12 protein-coding genes are annotated in these 19,745 nt (G+C 72.5%); 3 read left to right on the forward strand and 9 right to left on the reverse strand.

The window, feature by feature from the left end; genetic code table 11:
• Window positions 1-7: 7 nt before the first annotated feature.
• Window positions 8-1,204 carry an MFS transporter gene (locus ACLBYG_RS12210; RefSeq protein WP_447681620.1) on the reverse strand — a complete coding sequence of 399 codons (1,197 nt, stop codon included), beginning with the start codon at window positions 1,202-1,204 and terminating at the stop codon, window positions 8-10.
• Between the two features lie 62 nt (window positions 1,205-1,266).
• Here ACLBYG_RS12210 and ACLBYG_RS12215 point away from each other — a divergent pair, with 62 nt between their 5' ends.
• Window positions 1,267-2,082 carry a helix-turn-helix domain-containing protein gene (locus ACLBYG_RS12215; RefSeq protein ID WP_447681621.1) on the forward strand — a complete coding sequence of 272 codons (816 nt, stop codon included), beginning with the start codon at window positions 1,267-1,269 and terminating at the stop codon, window positions 2,080-2,082.
• 7 nt (window positions 2,083-2,089) lie between these two features.
• On the opposite strand, the gene hmpA is transcribed toward ACLBYG_RS12215, so the two are convergent.
• A complete protein-coding gene (gene hmpA, locus ACLBYG_RS12220) occupies window positions 2,090-3,331 on the reverse strand; it encodes an NO-inducible flavohemoprotein (protein ID WP_447681622.1) in 1,242 nt (413 codons plus the stop codon).
• A gap of 192 nt (window positions 3,332-3,523) precedes the next feature.
• Here hmpA and ACLBYG_RS12225 point away from each other — a divergent pair, with 192 nt between their 5' ends.
• A complete protein-coding gene (locus tag ACLBYG_RS12225) occupies window positions 3,524-4,015 on the forward strand; it encodes an Rrf2 family transcriptional regulator (RefSeq protein ID WP_020092631.1) in 492 nt (163 codons plus the stop codon).
• A gap of 19 nt (window positions 4,016-4,034) precedes the next feature.
• Here ACLBYG_RS12225 and ACLBYG_RS12230 read toward each other — a convergent pair whose 3' ends face one another.
• The 7 genes from ACLBYG_RS12230 to ACLBYG_RS12260 all read right to left on the reverse strand — a co-directional run bounded on the left by ACLBYG_RS12230 (window position 4,035) and on the right by ACLBYG_RS12260 (window position 16,246).
• Window positions 4,035-5,141, reverse strand: a complete 1,107-nt coding sequence (locus ACLBYG_RS12230) for a microcin C ABC transporter permease YejB (protein WP_132367173.1) — start codon at window positions 5,139-5,141, stop codon at window positions 4,035-4,037.
• A 4-nt stretch (window positions 5,142-5,145) separates the two neighbouring features.
• Complete coding sequence (locus ACLBYG_RS12235) at window positions 5,146-6,993, reverse strand: extracellular solute-binding protein (RefSeq protein ID WP_447681623.1); 1,848 nt, start codon at window positions 6,991-6,993, stop codon at window positions 5,146-5,148.
• Window positions 6,994-7,007: 14 nt separating this feature from the next.
• Window positions 7,008-8,933, reverse strand: a complete 1,926-nt coding sequence (locus tag ACLBYG_RS12240) for an extracellular solute-binding protein (RefSeq protein WP_447681624.1) — start codon at window positions 8,931-8,933, stop codon at window positions 7,008-7,010.
• 151 nt (window positions 8,934-9,084) lie between these two features.
• Window positions 9,085-11,166, reverse strand: coding sequence for a hypothetical protein (locus ACLBYG_RS12245; RefSeq protein WP_447681625.1), 2,082 nt, complete (start codon window positions 11,164-11,166; stop codon window positions 9,085-9,087).
• A 334-nt stretch (window positions 11,167-11,500) separates the two neighbouring features.
• Window positions 11,501-14,320: a DUF4159 domain-containing protein gene (locus ACLBYG_RS12250; RefSeq protein ID WP_447681626.1), complete on the reverse strand. Its 2,820-nt coding sequence runs from the start codon at window positions 14,318-14,320 to the stop codon at window positions 11,501-11,503.
• 7 nt (window positions 14,321-14,327) lie between these two features.
• Window positions 14,328-15,239 carry a DUF58 domain-containing protein gene (locus tag ACLBYG_RS12255; RefSeq protein ID WP_447681627.1) on the reverse strand — a complete coding sequence of 304 codons (912 nt, stop codon included), beginning with the start codon at window positions 15,237-15,239 and terminating at the stop codon, window positions 14,328-14,330.
• Between the two features lie 2 nt (window positions 15,240-15,241).
• On the reverse strand, window positions 15,242-16,246 hold the full coding sequence (locus tag ACLBYG_RS12260; protein ID WP_447681628.1) for an AAA family ATPase: 1,005 nt from the start codon (window positions 16,244-16,246) through the stop codon (window positions 15,242-15,244).
• 337 nt (window positions 16,247-16,583) lie between these two features.
• Here ACLBYG_RS12260 and ACLBYG_RS12265 point away from each other — a divergent pair, with 337 nt between their 5' ends.
• Window positions 16,584-19,730 (forward strand): rhamnan synthesis F family protein, encoded by a 3,147-nt coding sequence (locus tag ACLBYG_RS12265; RefSeq protein WP_447681629.1) that lies wholly within the window; start codon window positions 16,584-16,586, stop codon window positions 19,728-19,730.
• The last annotated feature ends 15 nt before the right edge of the window (window positions 19,731-19,745 follow it).

Consider the following 19,745-nt stretch of genomic DNA (forward strand, 5'->3'; position numbering starts at 1 on the left):
CGTCGCGCTACTCGGCGGCGGCCAGCGCGGGCCGCGCGCCGCCCTGCGTCAGCTTCAGGAAGCCCAGGGCCGCGAGCCAGATCACCGCGCCGCAGGCGGAGGCGGCGCCGAGGACCAGCGCGAAGCCGCCGCGGTCGTGCAGCAGGGCGATCGCCGGCACCACGAAGCCGCTCGCCGTGAAGCCGACGAAGTAGCGCACGCTGTAGGCGCGGGCCCGGTAGGCGGGCGGCACGTAGCGGGCGATCATCGCGTCGTTGATCACCACCTGCCCGTAGATCGCCGTCATGGCGAGGACGAGCCCGGCGAGCAGCGGCAGGCCGGTCGAGACGGCCGCGATCCCGAGCCCGAGCGGCTGCAGCACCGAGAGCGCCACGAACAGGGACGGCAGGCTGTAGCGGTCGATCAGCCGGCCCATGGCGAGCTGCATCAGCGCGCCGAACAGGAAGACGCCGGTGGCGATCGAGCCGGTCAGCGCCAGGGGCAGCGCCTGCCCGACGCCCTCGTCGATCACCTTGGGCAGGCTGATCGTCGTCAGGTTGAAGGTCAGGCCGCCCGCGAAGATCGACAGGGCGAACATCGCCATGAGTGCCCAGGGCCGGGTCACCGGGATCACCGCCGCGCCGCCGGCCTTCCGGCCCGCGGCGTCGCCGTCCCCCGGGACCAGGGCCACGAAGGCGGCCCCGCAGGCGAGGCAGACGAGGCCGGGAACGATGAAGGCCGCGCGCCAGCTGACCGTGGCGGCGAGCAGCGCGGTCAGGCCGGAGGCCGAGGCCGCGCCGAGATTGCCCCAGACGCCGTTGATGCCGAGATCGTGCCCGAGCCGGCGCGCATGGGTGACCAGCATGGCCGAGCCGACCGGGTGGTAGATCGCCGAGGCGAGCCCGAGGACGCAGAGCCAGAGGGCGAAGCCCAGCGGCGTCGAGGCGCTCGCCACGCCCAGGCAGGACAGGCCGTAGCCGAAGAAGAACACCGCCAGCATGTTGCGCCGCCCGAAGCGGTCGGCCAGCGAGCCCATCGGCAGCGAGCACAGGCCGAAGGCCACGAAGGCGCCGGTGGCGAGCCCGATCAGCTCGCCGTAGCCGAGCCCGGTCTGGGCCGCGATGGCGATCACCGCGGTCGGGTAGATCAGCAGCACGAAATGGTCGAGGGCGTGCGCGACGTTGATGAAGCGCAGGGTGCGGCGGGACAGCGTTTCGGAATCCATCGCGGCGTATCCTCCGGGACGGCACCCTGATAGCCTGACCCGATGGCGGTGTTGGGCCGGATATGTACGCGAACGGGCCAATCTCGACGGAGGCGCGCGGCGCCGCGGGGCGGTCGACCGAGGCGGCCGACTATCAGGACGTGCCCCGCCCGGTCGCGGTGATGCCCAAGACCTACGCGGCCGGGATGCACCTCGCACGGCACTTCCATCCCCGCGCGCAGCTGCTCTACGCCACGTCCGGGCTGATGATGGCGTTCGCGGAGGACGGCACCTGGGTGGTTCCCGAGGGGCACGCCCTCTGGATCCCGCCGCTTCTGCCGCACGCGGTCGCGACCCACGGGGCTGTCGCGATGTGCTCCGCCTATCTCGATCCCGCCGCGGTCCGGTCCTTCCCGGCGAGTTGCCGGGTGATCGCGGTGTCGCGGCTCCTCGCCGCCGCGCTCACCGCCCTGGCGGAGGAGCCGGTGCTCTACGCGGAGGCGGGTCGCGGCGGCCACCTCGCCGCCCTCGTGCTCGACGAGATCGGCCGGGCCCCCGCGACGCCGCTCGCTCTGCCGCTCCCCCGCGACCCGCGCCTGCGCCGCGTCTGCCTCGCGCTGATCGAGGATCCGGCCTCGGAGGCCGATCTCGACGCCTGGGCCGACCGTGCCGGCGCGAGTCGGCGCACGCTCACGCGCGGGTTCCGCGCGGAGACCGGTCTCAGCTTCGGCGACTGGCGGGCGCGGGCCCGCGTGATCCGGGCGCTGGCGCTCGCGGCCGAGGGGCGGCCGCCGCGGGCGGTCGCGGCGGCCGTGGGCTACCGGAGCGCGCAGGCGCTGCGCACGACCGTGGCGCGGGTGCTCGGCGCCGCGCGTCCGCTCCGCGGCGGGACGCCCTGAGCGCCGCCTAGGCTGCCTGCCGGGGCTCCTCGAAGAGCTCGTCGGCCGGGCCGAAGAACTCGAACTTCACCCGCTCGGCCGGGACGCCGCGGCGCAGCAGGCCGGTGGCGAGATCCCGCAGGAACGGCTTGGGACCGCACAGGTAGTAGGTCGCGCGGTCGTGTGGCGTGTGCTCCGCGAGCCAGTCCGCCGTGATCAGGCCCTGGACGTCGTAGTGCTCACCCGGCCGGTCCGCGGCTTCGGGCTCCGCGTAGAACGTCACGAGCGTCGCGGCGCGGGCCCGCGCCGCGAGCGCCCGGGCGTGGTCGCGCAGGGCGTGGACGCGGCCGAACAGGGCGCCGTGGACGTACCAGGTCGGCCGGTCCGGGCTGTCCGCCGCGATGGTCTCGAGCATGCTGATCATCGGGGTCAGCCCGACGCCGCCGCTGACCAGCACCACGGGCGCGTCGCTCTCGGCGTCGAAGCTGAAGTCGCTCGCCGGTGCGGCGACCTTCAGCACGGTGCCGGGCCGCGCGTGGTCGTGCAGCCAGTTCGAGGCGATCCCGGCCGGACGGCCCGGCGCCGCCTCGCGCTTGACGGTGATGCGGTAGGCCCGGTCGCTCGGCGCGCAGGACACCGAGTAGTTCCGCTTCAGCACGCCGCGGCCCGGCAGGTCCAGGAGGAAGCCGAGATACTGGCCCGGCCGATGCCGCAGCACCGGGCCACCGTCGGCCGGCACGAGGACGAAGGAGCGGATCGTCTCGCTCTCCTGGGTCACGCTGTCGACCACGAAGTCGCGCCAGCCGTTCCAGCCGCCCGGCTTGGAGGCATGGTCGCGGTAGATCGCGGCCTCCCGGCCGATCAGCAGTTCCGCCAGGAACCAGTAGGCCTCGCCCCAGGCCGTGGCGATCTCCGGCGTGGCGGCCTCGCCGAGGACATCCCCGATCGCGCCGAGGAGGGCGTCGGCCACGTGCGGGTAGTGCTCCGGCAGGATGTTCAGGGCGACGTGCTTCTGCGCGATGCGCTCGACCGCGCCCGCCAGGACGCCGAGATTGTCGATGTTGCGGGCGTAGGCGAGCACGACCTGGGCCAGGGCCTTCGGCTGAGAGCCGGTCTCGCCGTGATGGGACTGGTTGAAGAGGTCGCGGATCTCGGCGTTCTCGAAGAGGCGCTCGTACATGCGCTTCGTGATGGTGAGGCCGTGGGCCTCCAGGGCCGGCACGGTGGCATTGATGAGAGCGACGGTGGCGGGGGAGAGGGGCGCGGGCATGGCACAGCCCAAAAGGTGCATACGACATGCTTCTTTTAGCGCCCCCTCGAAAAGATGCAAGGGAAATACATCTTATAGGGACGATGCCTGTTCGCCTGCCAGCGGTGGTGCCGGTCCGCGGCTGCGCGTACGGACTCGGACCGCGGCGGACATCGCATCGCCCCACGGCAGGGATCGTCTTCTGGAGTTGAGATGCGCCTGACCCGCTACACGGATTACGCGTTGCGCACGCTGATCTACGTCGGGCTCCACGAGCCCGAGCAGAGTTCGATCGCCGGGATCGCGCGCGCCTACGGCATCTCGGAAAATCACCTGACCAAGGTGGTCCACCAGCTGGGTCGGCTCGGCCTGATCCGGACGATCCGCGGCCGGGGCGGCGGTCTTCGGCTGGCGAAGCCGCCGGAGGAGATCGTCGTCGGTGCGGTGGTGCGCCAGACCGAGGACGACCTGGCGCTGGTAGAGTGTTTCGGCGGCGGCGCCTGCGCCATCACGGCTCCGTGCCGGCTCCGGCGGGTGCTGGGCGAGGCCCTGGCGGCGTTCCTCGCCGTCCTCGACCGCTACACCCTGGCGGACCTCCTCGGCGCGCCGGACGGCGACGCCATCGCGGCGCTGCTGGGCCTGGCCGGCCCCCCGCGCGACGAGCCGCCGGTGCCGGCCGGCGCCGCGAGCCTCCCGGAGGCCTGAGGATCCGCGCGCCGCGCGGTCAGGTCGCCCGCGCCGAGAAATCGATCCGCGGGTCAATCCAGACGTAGATCAGGTCGGACAGCAGGTTCACCGCGAGCCCGAGCAGCGAGAAGATGTAGAGCGTTGCGAATACCACCGGATAGTCGCGCCCGACGATAGCCCGGAACGACAGCTCGCCCAGGCCGTCGAGGGAGAAGATCGTCTCGATGAGCAGCGAGCCGGTGAAGAAGGCAGAGATGAAGGCGCCCGGAAAGCCCGCGATCACGATCAGCATCGCGTTGCGGAACACGTGCCCGTAGAGCACGCGCCGCTCGGAGAGCCCCTTCATCCGCGCGGTCAGCACGTACTGCTTGCGGATCTCGTCGAGGAACGAGTTCTTGGTCAGCAGGGTCGAGGTGGCGAAGGCGCCTATCACCAGGGCGGTCAGCGGCAGCACCATGTGCCACGCGTAATCGGTCACCTTGTGCCAGGGCGAGAAGCTCTCCCAACCCTCGCTGGTCAGGCCGCGCAGCGGGAACCACTGGTAGAACGAGCCGCCGGCGAACAGGATGATGAGCATCAGCCCGAACATGAAGCCCGGGATCGCGTAGCCGATGATCACCACGAAGGAGGTCGCGCGGTCGAAGCGCGTGCCGTCCGCCACGGCCTTGCGGATGCCGAGCGGGATCGAGATCGCGTAGGACAGCAGCGTCATCCACAGGCCCAGCGAGATCGAGACCGGCAGCCGCTCCTTGATCAGCTGGATGACCGTGACGTCGCGGAAGTAGCTGCGGCCGAAATCGAACCGGACGTAGTCCCAGAGCATCTTGGCGAAGCGCTCGGGCGCCGGCTTGTCGAAGCCGAACTGCTTCTCGAGCTTGGCGATGAATTCCGGGCTCAACCCCTGGGCGCCGCGGTAGCGGGAACTGGCGTCGCCACCGCCGCCCGACGGCCGGCTGGCGCCGCCGAGGTCGCCCGAGCCGCCGGTGACGCGGGACATGGCCCCGTCGCGCTGGCCCTGGAGCTGCGACAGCACCCGCTCCACCGGTCCGCCGGGGGCGAATTGCACGATGGTGAAGGTGATCAGCATGATCCCGAACAGGGTCGGGATCATCAGGCCGATGCGGCGCAGGATGTAGGCGAGCATGGCGTCAGTCCCGCCCGATCCGCTTGGCCTTGTCGGCGTCGAACCACCACGTCCCGGGGGCGCCGAGGTCGTATTTCGGCGGGGTCGCCGGGCGGCCGTACACGTCCCAGAGGGCGAGGCGGTGGGTCGAGGCGTACCACATCGGCACCCAGTAGCGCCCGGCCCGCAGGACCCGGTCCAGCGCCCGGCAGGCGGTGGTCAGGTCCGCCCGCGACGTCGCGTCGGCGACGGCGGTGAGCAGCGCGTCGATCGCCGGGCTCGCGATCCCCGACAGGTTGTTGGAGCCCGCGGTCCCGGCGGAGCGGGACCCGTAGGTCTCGCGCAGCTCCGCGCCGGGGGTGAGCCCGCTGCTGTAGCGGCGCGGTGTGACGTCGAAGTCGAAATCCTTCAGCCGCGCCTGGTACTGAGACGGGTCGACCGTGCGCAGGCTCGCCTTGATGCCGAGCAGCCCCAGGTTGCGGATGAAGGGCTGCGTGACCGCCTGGAAGACCGGATCCTCGTCGAGGAACTCGAGGGTCAGGGGCTGGCCGCCGGGCAGCAGCAGGTTGCCGCCCTGGCGGGTGCAGCCGGCCTCCCGCAGGAGCGCGTCGGCGCGCTTCAGCAGCGCCCGGTCCTGGCCGGACCCGTCGGAGACCGGCGGCGCCCAGGCCTCGCCGAACACCTCGGGCGGCAGGTCCTTGAACGGCTCCAGCAGGGCGAGCTCCTCGGCCGAGGGCTTGCCGGTCGCCTTGAGGTCGGAATTCTCGAAGAACGAGGCCGTGCGCGCGTAGGCGCCGTACATCAGGTTGCGGTTCGACCACTCGAAATCGAAGCACAGGCCGATAGCCTCGCGCACCCGCGGGTCGCGGAACGCCGCGCGGCGGATATTGATCCACCAGCCCTGCGTGCCGCTCGGCCGCGCGTCCGGCACCGTCTCGCGGACGACGCGGCCCTCGGTCATCGCCGGGAAGTCGTAGCCGGTCGCCCAGACCCGGGCGGTGAACTCCTCGCGGAACGTGAAGGCACCGCTCTTGAACGCCTCGAACGCCACGGTGCGGTCGCGGAAATACTCGTAGCGGATCGCGTCGAAGTTGTTCTGGCCGACATTCACCGGCAGCTCGGCGGCCCAGTAATCCGGGACGCGCTCCAGGCCGATGGACCGGCCCGGATCGACGGTGCCGACCCGGTAGGGACCGGAGCCGAGCGGCGCCTCCAAGGTCGAGGCCTCGAAGTCCCGGCTGGCGTAGTAGGCGGCGGAGAAGAGCGGCAGCTGCGCGACGAACAGCGGCAGGTCCCGGGCGCGGCCCGGCTCGAAGGTCACCACGAGCCGCCCGTCGCCCTCGGCCCGGGCGTCGGTCATGGGCCGGATCACCTCGGCGATCTCGGGGTGGCCCTTGTCGCGCAGGAGCTTGAGGCTGAAGGCCGCGTCCCGCGCGGTCAGCGGCGAGCCGTCGTGGAACCGCGCCTGCGGGCGCAGCGCGAAGGTGTAGGTCAGGCCGTCCGGGCTGACCGTGACGGCGCGCGCCACCAGCCCGTAGAGGGCGTCCGGCTCGTCGAGGGCGCGGACCATCAGGCTGTCGAAGGTCAGAGGCATGCCGGCGGCCCCGTCGCCGCGCAGCACGTAGACGTTGAGCGTGTTGAAGGTGTTGAGCGACTGGTTGCCGGTCGTCGCGGCGAGTTGCGCCGAGAAGCGCCCGCCGCGGGGCGCCATCGGGTTCACGTAGTCGAAATGCGCGAAGTCCGGGCCGTATTTCAGCTCGCCGAAGCTGGACAGGCCGTGGCGCTCCTGCGCGTCGGCGGCCCGGACCGGGCGCCACGGCGGCAGCGCCGCGAGCGCGCCGGCCCCGAGGACCAGCCCGCGCCGGGTCGGCATCCCGGGCGCCCCCGTCAACGGGGCGCCCCGGTCTTGGCGGCGAGCGTCTCGTCGTACCACCACGTCGTCGGGAAGCCCGAGCTGGCGTAGAGCGGCAGGATCGCCGGGTGGCCGAACCGGTTCCAGCGCAGCGTCCGCTGCTGGTCGGAGGACCATTGCGGGACGACGTAGTCGTGGGCGAGGAGCACCCGGTCCAGGGCCCGGGTCGCCGCGATCACGGTGTGCCGGTCCTTGGCGAAGATCACCGTCTCGATCAGGGCGTCGATGCCGGGATCCTTGATCCCGATCAGGTTGCGCGAGCCGGGCTTGTCGGCCGCGGCCGAGCCCCAGTACTCGCGCTGCTCGTTGCCCGGCGAGAGCGACTCGCCCCACGACGCCGTGGTGACGTCGAAGTCGAAGTTGCGGATGCGGTTCTGGTACTGCGCCTGGTCGATGACCCGCAGGGTGGCGTCGATGCCGATCAGCTTCAGCTGCGCCGAGAACGGCAGGATGACCCGCTCGAAGGTGTTCTGGAACTCCAGGAACTCGACGGTCAGCGGCTCGCCGGTGGCCTTGCTGACCATCTTGCCGCCGCGCAGCTCGTAGCCGGCCTCGCGCAGCAGGCCGACGGCCTCGCGGAGGTTCCTGCGCACCGCCTCGGGGCCGTCGTTGACCGGGTTGGCGTAGGGGGTGGTGAAGACCGAGGCCGGGACCTTGTCCCTGACGCTCTCGAGGATCGCCTTCTCCTCGCCCTCCGGCAGGCCCGAGGAGGCCAGCTCCGAGCCGAAGAAGTAGGAGTTGATGCGCTTGTAGAGGCCGTAGAACAGCGCCTTGTTCATCTCCTCGTAGTTCATCGCCAGGTTGAAGGCCCGGCGGACGCGCGGATCCTTGAACTTGTCCCGGCGCGTGTTGAACGCGAAGGCCTGCATGATGCCCATGCCGCGCTCGGGGAACGCCTCCTTGATCAGGCGGCCCTCCTTCACGGCGGGGAAATCCTCGTAGGCGGTCGCCCAGTTCCGGGCGATGTTCTCGATCCGGAAATCGTAGAGATCGCCCTTCAGCGCCTCGACCAGCACGGTGCCGTCGCGGAAATACTCGTAGCGCTCCGTGTCGAAGTTGTAGCGCCCGGCATTCACCGGCAGGTCCTTGCCCCAGTAATCGGGCACGCGGGTGTAGGTGGTGGTGCGGCCCGGCTCGAACTTCGCGAGGCGGTAGGGGCCCGAGCCCAGCGGCGGCTCCAGGGTCGTCTCGGTGACGCTGCGCGCCTTGCCGTTGGAATCCTTGGCGGTCCACCAGTGCTTGGGCAGGACGCGGAGCTGGCCGATCACCTGCGGCAGCTCGCGGTTGCCGGTCTCGGTGAAGGTGAAGGTCACCTCGTGCGGCCCGGTCACCTCGGCCTTGGCCACGGTCTGGTAGTAGGCGGCGTAGAACGGGCTGTTGGCCTTCAGCACGTCGAAGGACCAGACCACGTCCTCGGGCGTGATCGGCTTGCCGTCGTGCCAGCGGGCGTTCTCGCGCAGCCGGTACGAGACCGAACCGAGATCGGGGGCGATCCGCACCGCCTCGGCGAGCAGGCCGTAGGAGGTGAACGGCTCGTCCGACGACTCGGTCATCAGCGGATCGTAGATCTGCTGGATGCCGTTCTCGAGGTCGCCCTTCAGGCCGGCGACGACGATGTTGAAATTGTCGAACCCGCCCTGGGCCCCGAACCGGACCATGCCGCCCTTGGGGGCTGCCGGGTCGACGTAGTCGAAATGCTTGAAGTCCGGGCCGTATTTCGGCTGGCCCATCAGCGTGATCGCGTGGGTCCACTGACCGTTTGCGGCCGGCAGGGTGGCCGGCACGGCAGGCGGCGTCGACGGCATCGCGGCCGGTTCCTGCGCACGGGCCGGGGCGAGCTGGAGGCAGGCGACGAGGAGTGTCGCGGCGAGGAGGCGTCCAGTCACGGTCTGCGCTGTCACGGGCAGGCTGTCTCCGTTGGTTCGAGCCCGCGCCGGACGCGGACTCTCTCGACATGTCAGGGGGTCATAGGACGCGGACCGCCGCCCGTCGACCATGCGGGAACGCACAGGGTCGCGCGGGTCCGAAGGCGCGCCCAGCCGCAAGTCCGCGTCACGCCGCCCGCCCCCGCCGGCCCTCGACCAGCCACATGGCGAGCAGGGCGGCGGCGAGTGCGGCGAGCGCCGCCAAGCCGAGCGCCAGCGGGTAGACCTCGACGCCGCGGATGTTGGCGCTGTCGCTCGGACGGAATCCGATCCAGTCGCTGCCGGCGAGGCGGCCGCCGCGCACCAGCGCGAGGCGCGGCACCTGGATGCCGCCCGACTCGGCGACCCGGCGGACCGAGCCGCCCGACCCGTCGGCCGCGGCCTTCAGGCGCTCGGTGTCGCTGAACACGTCGGCGAGCTCGCGTGGGTTGGCCGGCCCGACGCTGACGAAGGCCACGAGGTTGCCCGACCGCAGGGTGTGCAGGCCCAGGGTCTCCGCGTCGAAGGTCGCGGTGAACAGGCCGGGCTCCTGGGGCTTGAGCGTCAGCGTCGTCACCTTGCCGGTGGGGCCCGTCACTGTGACCGGCTCGGCCTGATCCGCCATCGTCTGGCGCTCGACCCGCACCTCGCGGCCGCGCCCGGTGGTCTGGGCGCGCAGCGCCTCCTCCTCCAGGGCTGGCTCCTTCATCAGCCAGTGGCCGAGGCGGCGCAGCAGGTCGAGATAGGGGCCGCCCTCTTGGTAGCCCCGCGCCCAGAGCCAGGCGTGATCGGACAGGAGCAGGGCGACGCGGCCCTTGTCCTCGCGCGACAGCGCCAGCAGCGGCAGGCCCTCGGCCCCCGACAGGATCGGCTGGATCCCCGGTCGGGTCCGGGCCTCGACGATGCGCAGCCAGTCGCCCCAGGCGGGCGGGTTCGCGTCCGAGCCCGGCAGGGCGCGGGTGACCGGATGGCGCTGGCCGACCTGCGTCGGCGTCGCCTTGTAGGGCTTCTCGACGACCCGGCCGTCGGGGTCGCCGGGCAGGATGCCGGCGAGCCGCGTGCGGGCGAGGCTGGCCGGTCCGGCAAATTCGGGGCCGGCGGCGATCAGCAGGGCGCCGCCCTCGCGGACGTAGCGGACGATGTTGTCGAAATAGGCCTGCGGCAGCACGCTCTGGTTGGCGTAGCGGTCGAAGATGATCAGGTCGAAGTCCTTGATCTTCTGGACGAACAGCTCGCGCGTCGGGAAGGCGATCAGGGAGAGTTCCGAGATCGGCGTGCCGTCCTGCTTCTCCGGGGGGCGCAGGATGGTGAAGTGGACGAGGTCGACGTTGGCGTCGGACTTCAGCAGGTTGCGCCACGTGCGCTCGCCCTGGTGCGGCTCGCCGGAGACGAGCAGCACCCGGAGCTTCTCGCGGATGCCCTCGATCGGCAGGACCGCCCGGTTGTTGACCGTGGTGAGCTCGCCCGGCAGCGGCTCGACCTCGATCTCCACCACGTTCGGGCCGCCGTGCTCGATGCGCAGGTTCAGGGAGAACGGCTTGTCGGTGGCGACGTCCCGCCGGCCGATCTCCTCGCCGTCGCGGCGCACGGTGACGACCGCGTGGCCGGTCCCGCCGCGCTCCATGACCTCGGCGCGGATCGTCAGGTCCTTGCCGACGATGCCGAAGCGCGGCGCTTCCAGGAGCTTGATCTGCCGGTCGCGCTCGTCCGGGTGTCCCGTGACGAGGACGTGGAGCGGCGCCTTGATGCCGAGCTGCGCCAGCGAGGACGGGATGTCGTGCACCACGCCGTCGGTGAGCATCACGATCCCGGCGAGGCGCTCCGGCGGGACGTCGGTCAGCGCCTGGCTCAGGGCCGTGAACAGCTTGGTGCCGTCGTCGCCGTCCTTGGAATCGGGCACGTCGATGAAGCGGGGCTCGATATCGGTGAGCGCACCGAACCGGCGCTGCAACTCGGCGCGGACCGCGTCAGTCATCTGCGGCCGGTCGCCGAGCTGCTGGGACCCGGACCGGTCGACCACGATGGCGGCGACGTCCTTCACGGGCTCGCGGTCCTCGCGCACCAGCGCCGGGTTGGTGAGCGCCGCCAGAACCAGGGCGAGGACGAGGACGCGCAGCAGCGCGGTGCGGCCCCGGGCCAGAACGGCGAACACCGCCAGGACGGCGACGATCGCTCCGAGGACGGCGATGGCCGGCCAGGGCAGGAGGGGCGTGAAGCTGAGGCTCAGCATGGGGCGGAGCGCTCCGGATCCGTCAAACTGCGCCGCGCCTCATTCCATGAACCGCCACGCTCACGCGGCGGCGCGGGCAGGCGCGACGGGCTCCTTCTCCCGCGCGGGAGAGGGCTGGGGTGAGGGTCGGGAAGGTACAGGCTCGAGCACGCCGTCGATGTGCCGGGAGGGAGCGCTGCGTCCGGGGAGACTTGATCCCTCACCCTGTCCCTCTCCCGCACGGGAGAGGGGACCCGCGCCCCGTCCTGCCGACGCGGCGCCGCGCGCACGCTTCGAATCTGCAGGCATGCAGAGGAGGGAGGGGAGGCGGCCGCGCGCCGTGTGTCCGAACCCATCACTGCCCCAGCCGCTCCAGCAGCGCGGGCACGTGGACCTGGTCCGCCTTGTAGTTCCCGGTGAGCGTGTACATCACGATGTTCACGCCGCCCCGGAACGCCATCTCGCGCTGGCGCTGGTCGCCGCCCACGACCGGGTAGAGCGGCTCGCCCCGGCGCCCCACCGCCCAGGCGGCGGCGAGGTCGTTGCCGGTGATGATGATCGGGCTCACGCCGTCGCCGGCGCGGGCTGGGCGGCGCTCGGCGCCTTCCGCGGCCGGCGGCAAAGCCTCCACCCAGGTCTGGCCCGTGGCGTAGCGGCCGGGGAAGCTGTCCACGAGGTAGAAGGCCTTGGTCAGCACGTGGTCGAGGGGCACCGGCTCCAGTTCCGGCACCTCGAGCGTCGCCAGCATCTTCCGGAGATAGGCTCCTTCCGGGGTGGGCGGCCCGCCCGGCCGCGCGGTGAGCGCGTCGCGGGTGTCGAACAGGACCGTGCCACCGTTGCGCATGAACGCGTCGATCTTGCGGATCGCGACGTCCGAGGGCTGCGGCCGGTTCGGGGCGATCGGCCAGTAGATCAGCGGGTAGAAGGCCAGCTCGTCCTTCGCCGGATCGATCCCGGCCGGCTCGCCCGGCTCCAGCGCGGTGCGCGCGGCCAGCATCTGGGTCAGGCCCGTGAGGCCGGTGCGGCTCGCCTCGTCGACGGCGGCGTCGCCCGTGATCACGTAGGCGAGACGCGTGACCAGCGCCGACTCGATGCCGTTCGGCCGGTTGGCCGGCGGCTCCTCCGCGCGGACCGGGCGCGCCGGCAGGGCGGCGAGCAGGACGAGGCCGGCGAGGGCCAGCACGGCCGGTCGGCCGCGCAGGCGGGCCGCCAGACCGCCGCGGCGCAGGAAGCCGCCGAGCCACAGCCCCGCCAGGGTGTCGAGCGCCAGCAGCAGCAGCGCCAGGGTGAACAGGCTCGGCCGCAGGTCCAGGGTCTCGGCGCCGGCGAGGGACCCGAACCGAGCGCCCTCGAGCGCGGCGGTGTCGAGGGGCTTCAGCTGGTCATCCGGTTTCAGGGCGTTCACGCTGATGCCTCCGTCCGGCGGGCCGTAGAAGCCCGGCGGATGTTCGAGGTTCGCCCGGTCGGCGTAGTCGGCCGACACCGCGGTGGCCGAGGCCGGCGGCGATCCCAGCGCGCCGAAGCCATCGAGGGTCACCCGCGGCGCGAGCACCGGGGCGGCGGCCCGCGTCGCGTCCCCCTGGACCGGCGCCGCGGCGCCGGCCAGCGCCACGACGCGCCGGAGCATGTCGATGAACAGGCCGGAGAGCGGCAGGTTCGACCACGTGGTGTCGGCGGTGACGTGGAACAGCACGATCGTGCCCTGGCCGCGCTTCTGCGCGGTGACGATCGGCGTGCCGTCCTGGAGCGACGCCCAGGTCCGGCTCGGCAGGTCGCCGTCCGGCTCGGCCAGGATCTGGCGGCGCACGCCGATATCGGCCGGCGGCGTCAGGCCCGCGAAGGGGCTCTCGAGCGGGAACGGGGCCAGGGTCTTGGGGCTGTCCCAGGAGAGTGTGCCGCCGAGGGTCCGGCCGCCCCGCCGCAGCCGCACCGGCACCAGCGGGTCGTTGCCGGCGGCGAGCCGCGGGCCGGCGAAGCGCAGCAGCATCCCGCCGTCCTTCACGAAGCTCTCGATCCGCGCGGTGGTCTTCTCGTCGAGCGCGCCGACATCGGCCAGCACGAGGACCGAGACCTGATTGTCGAGGAGCTGGTTGATCGAGTCCGCCGTGCCCTTGGCGCCTCGGGGCTCCTGCACGTCCGCGAAGGGCTGGAGCGCCCGCGACAGGTAGTAGGTCGGCGCCAGGAGCGGCTGCGCCTGGTCGAGGGTGCCGCCGAACACGAGCCCGACCCGGCGGCGCTTGCCGCGCTCGTCCTGCAGCACCACGGCGCCGGCCGAGCGCTCGCCCGCGATCTCCAGCCGGCTGATGCTGTTGCGCAGCTCCACCGGCATCTCGAAGGCCGCGTCCGCCTCGGTGGCGTCGGCTCCGAAAGCGAAGTCGCGCTCGGCGAGCGGCAGGCCCTTCTGGTCGAGCGCCCGGATCACCCCGGCGTCGCGCCCGTTCGGCGCGGCCCGCAGGGCGTGCGTCACGAGCTTGCCGGCGTTCTCGGTGGCGGTGAGGGCGAGGGCCGGCGGCCTGTCGGCCCGCAGCACCGTGAGGGCCGCGCCCCTGTCGCCCGCGAGGTCGGCGAGCCCCTTGGCGAAGCGCGTGTCGCCCGCGCCGGCGACGCCGTCGCTGATCCAGACGAGCCCGGCGCCGCGGTTCTTGTCGAGGAAGGTCTCGATCGTCGCGAGATGCGCGTCGCGGGCGGGGAGGATCGGGCGCGGCGCGAGGGCGCGCAGGCGCTCCAGGGCGGCGGCCGGCGTCTTCGCCTCGAAGGCCGCGGGGGCGTCGGCGAGGCCGATCACCGCGACGGGCCGTCCGTCCCGGGCGGCGCCCTCCACCGCGTCGGTGGCGACGCGCAGGCGGTCGCGCCAGTCGTGGGCGGCCGGGAAGCCGTTGTCGAGGAGCACGAGGAGCGCGCTGCGGCCGCCCCCGGCCCCCACGCCGCCGGCGTTCCAGACCGGGCCGGCCACCGCGAGGATCAGGGCGGCGGCGATCAGGAGCCGGAGGATCAGCAGCCAGGGCGGCGTGCGCGCCGGGGTCTGCCGCTGCGGGATCAGGTCGGCGACGAGCTTCAGCGGCGGGAAGTTGATCCGGCGCGGGCGCGGCGGGGTCACCCGCAGCAGGAACCACAGGGCCGGCAGGCCGATCAGGGCGGCGAGCGCCAGCGGCGCCGCGAAGGTCAGACCCAGCATGGCGGCCTCACTCCGTGCCGCGGGCGGCGATCAACGTGGCGAGCCGCAGGGCCGCCTCGCTGGCCGGCCGGTCCGTGCGGTGGATCGTCAGCGTCCAGCCCTGGCCGCGGGCGATGGACGCGAGCGCCGCCCGGTGCTCGGCGATCCGGGCGCGGTAGCGCGCGCCCCAGGCGTCGGCGTCGCCGATGTCGAGGCTGAGGCCGCCCTCGAGATCGTGCAGGACGGCCTGGCCGGTGAACGGGAAGGTCTCCTCGATCGGGTCCACCACCATGAGGAGGTGGCCGCGGCTGCCGCGGCCGGCGAGACCCTGCACCGCGGCGGCGATCCGGTCGGGCTCGGTGAGGAAGTCGCCGATCAGCACCACCTCGTCGAAGCGGGCGGGGCTGGCCCGGGGCGGCAGGTCCTGGGTGAGGCCGGCCGTGTCGGCCACGAGGGCCTGGGCCAGGCGCTCGACGATCCCGCGGGAGGCGCTCGCGCGGGTCAGGCCGAGCAGGCCCACCCGCTCGCCGCCCTCCACGAAGGCGTCCGCCAGGGCGAGGCCCAGGATCAGCGCGCGCTCGATCTTCGGGGCCGAGGCGAGGTCCGACACGAAGCCCATCGAGGCCGAGCGGTCGATCCACAGCCAGATGTTGTGGGCGGCCTCCCATTCGCGCTCGCGGACGTAGAGCCGGTCGTCCCGGGCCGAGCGGCGCCAGTCGACGCGGGCCGCGGCCTCGCCGGTGACGAAGGGGCGGAACTGCCAGAAGCTCTCGCCCGGCCCGGCGCGGCGGCGGCCGTGGAGGCCGTGGGCCAGCAGGCTCGACACGCGGCGCGCCTCCAGGACGAGGCGGGGCATCTTGTCGGAGAGGGCGGTCGCGCCCTCGCTCTCGCGCCGGCCGGGGGTGCGCCTGCCGGCGTCGAGGGCGTTCGTCGCGACCAAAGTCAGAGCTTCTCCGCGAGCTTGGCGATCAGGCCCTCGATGGTCTCGCCGTCGGCGCGGGCGGTGTAGCTCAGCGCCATCCGGTGCTTGAGCACCGGCTCGGCGAGCGCCTTCACGTCGGCCACCGACGGCGCGACCCGGCCCTCGATCAGCGCCCGGGCGCGGGCTGCGAGCGTCAGCGCCTGGCTGGCGCGGGGGCCGGGCCCCCAGAGGAGCTTGTCCTTCACGATGGCGTCGCCGCTGTCCGGCCGGGCGGCGCGCACGAGGTCGAGGATCGCCTCGACCACGGCCTCGCCCACCGGCAGCCGGCGCACGAGGCGCTGGGCGGTGAGCAGCTGCTCGGTGGACATCACGGCCCGCGGGCGCGCCTCGTCCATGCCGGTGGTCTCGATCAGGATCCGCCGCTCGGCGGCGCGGTCGGGGTAGCCGACGTCGATCTCCAGGAGGAAGCGGTCGAGCTGCGCCTCGGGCAGGGGATAGGTGCCCTCCTGCTCGATCGGGTTCTGGGTGGCGAGCACGTGGAACGGCCGCGGCAGGTCGTGGCGGGCGCCCGCCACCGAAACGTGGCCCTCCTGCATGGCCTGCAGCAGCGCCGACTGTGTGCGCGGGCTCGCGCGGTTGATCTCGTCGGCCATCAGGAGCTGAGTGAAGACCGGCCCCTGCACGAACCGGAAGGCCCGGCGGCGCTCGGCGTCCTCCTCTAGGATCTCGGTGCCGAGGATGTCGGAGGGCATCAGGTCTGGCGTGAACTGCACGCGCCGCGCGTCGAGGCCCAGCACCGTGCCCAGCGTCTCGACCAGCTTGGTCTTGGCGAGGCCCGGCAGGCCGACCAGCAGGCCGTGGCCGCCGGCCAGGATGGTCACGAGTGCGAGATCGACCACTTTCTCCTGGCCGAAGATCACCCCGTGAATCGCCTCCCGCGCCGCGCCGACATCGGCGAGGCAGCTCTCCGCCGTCGCCACGATGCCGTCGTCCAGGGTGGTGGCCGGGCTGATCCCCTGCGTCATGCCGATATCCATCTCCTGCCCGGGCCCCGCGGGACCCGCCGGCCAATCCCGCAAGTGTGGGGCTTCAGGTGCCGGGCTGGCAAGGTCGGGATCGCCGCACGCCCGTTCGCGGCCGCGTTCGCGACGTCCGTACGCCCTCGCCGAGACCGGAGCCGCTCGCGATCGGTCGGACGCCGATCCCGCCCCGCTCTTGGCGTGGGCGACCCGGACCTTTAGGAAGGCGCCCAAGCCGGGGCGATCCTCACCCGCGACCGCCGGACCGGCCGAACCCTCTGATGTCTCTCGCGGATCGCGGCGTGGGCAGCTTTGCGGGCTTCCCGCGTATCCGGACCTGACCATGCGCCTTCGAGATGTGTTCGTCGTCGGATCGTCGGAGAAGGCCGGCCTCGCCGGCGCGGCGCAGTCCCTCGCGCGCCCGCTGACCCGGCGCCTCAAGGGCCGCCGCCGCACCGAACCCCGCCAGGCGGACCTCGTCCGCGTGGTCAAGGAATCCGGCCTGTTCGACCCGGCCTGGTACGCGAGGCGCTACCCCGACGTGGTCGGCGAGGGGATCGATCCGGCGGTGCACTACGCGGTCCACGGCGGGCGCGAGGGGCGCTGGCCGCACCCGCTCTTCCACGGCGACCTCTACCTCGATTCCGTCCCGGGCCTCCGGGCCGAGGGCACCAACCCGCTGCTCCACTACCTCGACCGCGGCGCCGCGGCGGGCATCCGCCCCAACCCGCTGTTCGATCCGGACTGGTACGCGACGCGCTACCTCGGCGGCGCGGAGCACCGCGCCCGGGCGTTCTCCGACTTCCTGTCGCGCAGCGACACCGACCCGTCGCCTGAGTTCGACACCGCCTGGTACCTGTCGCGCTATCCGGATGCCCGCGCGGCCGGCGGCAACGCGCTGAGCCACTTCTTCGAGACCGGCCGGAAGCAGGGCTACCTGCGCAACCCGGAGGAGTTCGCCGGCCTGTCGCGGCACGTCGACCTGATCCGGCGGTCGGGCCTGTTCGACGCCGCGTTCTACCGCGAGCGCTGCCCCGAGGCCGAGACCAGCGGGCTCGAGCCCCTGGAGCACTACGTGATGGCCGGCGGCTACCGCCGCTACGCGCCCCACCCGCTGTTCGATCCCGACTGGTACGCGGCCCAGTCCGCCGCGGTGCGGGCCGACAGCCTCAACCCGCTGGTCCATTACCTGGAGCACGGCGCCGCCGAGAACCTCGACCCGGGGCCCTGGTTCGCCACGCGCTGGTACACCGAGACCTACCTTGAAGACGACGCGGCCGACGGCGCAGCGGGGCAGAACCCGCTGGCGCATTTCCTCGCCGACGGGGGCCGCACGACGAGCCCGTCGCCGCGCTTCGACGCGCCCTGGTACCGCGCCCGCTACCCGAAGGTCGCGGCGCTCGGCCTCAACCCGCTGATCGACTACGTCACGACCGGCCTGGAGGCGGGCCGCCTGACCCGCCGCGTCCCCGGGGCCGCGGTGCCGGAAGCCTCCGACGCACGCCTCTCCTGCCTGAAGCGCGAGCCCCGGCGGCACGGCCGCACCGCCCTGTTCATCACCCACTGCCCCGAGGGGCGGATCCGCGGCCACGTCGAGCCGTACCTGCGGGCGTTCGCGGAGAACGGGACCGACCTCGTCCTGATCATCGCCGCCGACCAGCACAAGAACGCCGTGCCGCAGGCGATCCTGGATCTCTGCGCCTCGGTCTACCTGCGTGAGAACAGCGGCTTCGACTTCGCCGCCTGGGCGCATGTCCTCCTGGAGGACACCGACCTCCTCGATTCCGAGACGCTCTACCTCGCCAACGACAGCCTCGTCGGGCCCCTCGACCGCGACGACTTCGCCGGCCTGCTCGCCAAGATCGACGCCTTCCCGGAGGCGGTGATCGGCCTCGCCGACAATTTCTACTACAGCCACCACCTCCAGAGCTTCTTCCTGGCCCTGAAGCGGCGCTGCCTGTCCTCGTACGCGTTCAACCACTTCCTCCTGTCGGTGGCGAACTGGCCGGACAAGAACGCGGTCATTACCGAGTACGAGCTGACCTTCTCGCAGCGGATGCGGGCGGCCGGGCTCGGCATGCGCAGCCTGTTCTCGGCCCAGAACAAGCACATGTCGCTGGTCAACGACCCGCGCAACAATCGCACCCTGTTCGACTGGGAGAACATGCTCAGCCAGGGCTTCCCGTTCGTGAAGCGCTCGCTGCTGGGCGAGCACGCCGCGATCGGCGGGGCGGCGGTGCGGGAGGCGATCGCCGAGCGCGGCTTCGACCTCGACCGGCTCGACGTGACCTACACGTATCCGGGCGCCAAGATCTGGGCTGACCTGCGCCGGCCCCGGGCGCCGGAGCGGCCGCTGCGCGTCGCCTACGTCTCGCCGATGAACTACGCCAACGGCCTCGGCGTCGCGGCCCGGAGCTACGCCCGCGCCCTGCATCGGACCCCCTTCGCGCTGAACGTCCACCCGATGGAGCGGCCGTTCCACGTCCACGCACGGGTGGCGCCCGCGTGGCAGGCCCGGACCTTCTCGGGCCCCGCCGACGTCGCGCTGGTGCATTTCAACGGCGACAGCTGGCACTCGCTGATGAGTGACCGGCAGCGGGCGATCGCCGCAGAGGCGCGGCTGAAGATCGGGCTGTTCGTCTGGGAGACCTCGCACGTGCCCGGGGGCTGGCTGCCGACCGTCGACGGCCTCGACGCGATCTGGGCGCCCACGGAGTTCTGCGCGGCGATCTTCCGGCAGATCACCGACATCCCGGTCGACGTCGTTCCCTACGTGGTCGAGAACGAGGCCGGCGAGCCGGTGAGCGCTGCCGCCAAGGCGAACCTGCGCAAGGCCTTCGCGATCGACCCGTCCAAGCGGGTGATCCTCTACGCCTTCGACGGCTCCAGCTACCTCGCCCGCAAGAATCCGCACGCGCTGATCCGGGCCTTCCGGGCGGCGGGTCTCGGGCAGGCCGGCTGGCAGCTCGTGCTCAAGACCAAGCACGTGTTCGACCTGCCCGAGGAGGGCAAGAAGCTCCTCGACCTCGTGGGCACGTCCGGCGACGTCGTGGTGATCGACCAGCCGCTCTCTCAGAACGAGCTCGGCGCGCTGTTCGATCTCTGCGCGGTCTACGCGTCGTCGCACTCCTCGGAGGGCTTCGGCCTGACGATCGCCGAGGCGATGGAGATGGGCAAGGTCGTGGTCGCCACCGATTACGGCGGCTGCCGCGACTTCCTCGACGCCACCTGCGGCTTCCCCGTGAAGGCCGAGGTCACGGCCCTCGACCAGACCTACGGCCCGTACCTGCGCGGCGCCGAGTGGGGCCAGGTGGACGAGGCGGACCTGACCCGGGCCCTCAACGACGCGGCCCGGGCGGTGACCGGCGGCGACGCGGCCCGGATCGGCGCCGCCGCCCGGGCGCGCATCCGCGAGCGGCTGTCCATCGGCGCGGTGGCGCGGGCCATGGAGGCGAGCCTGACCCGCCTCCTGGCCGCCGAACGGTCCTGAATCCCCGGAGACGCG

This window comes from Methylobacterium sp. D53M (assembly GCF_053345625.1).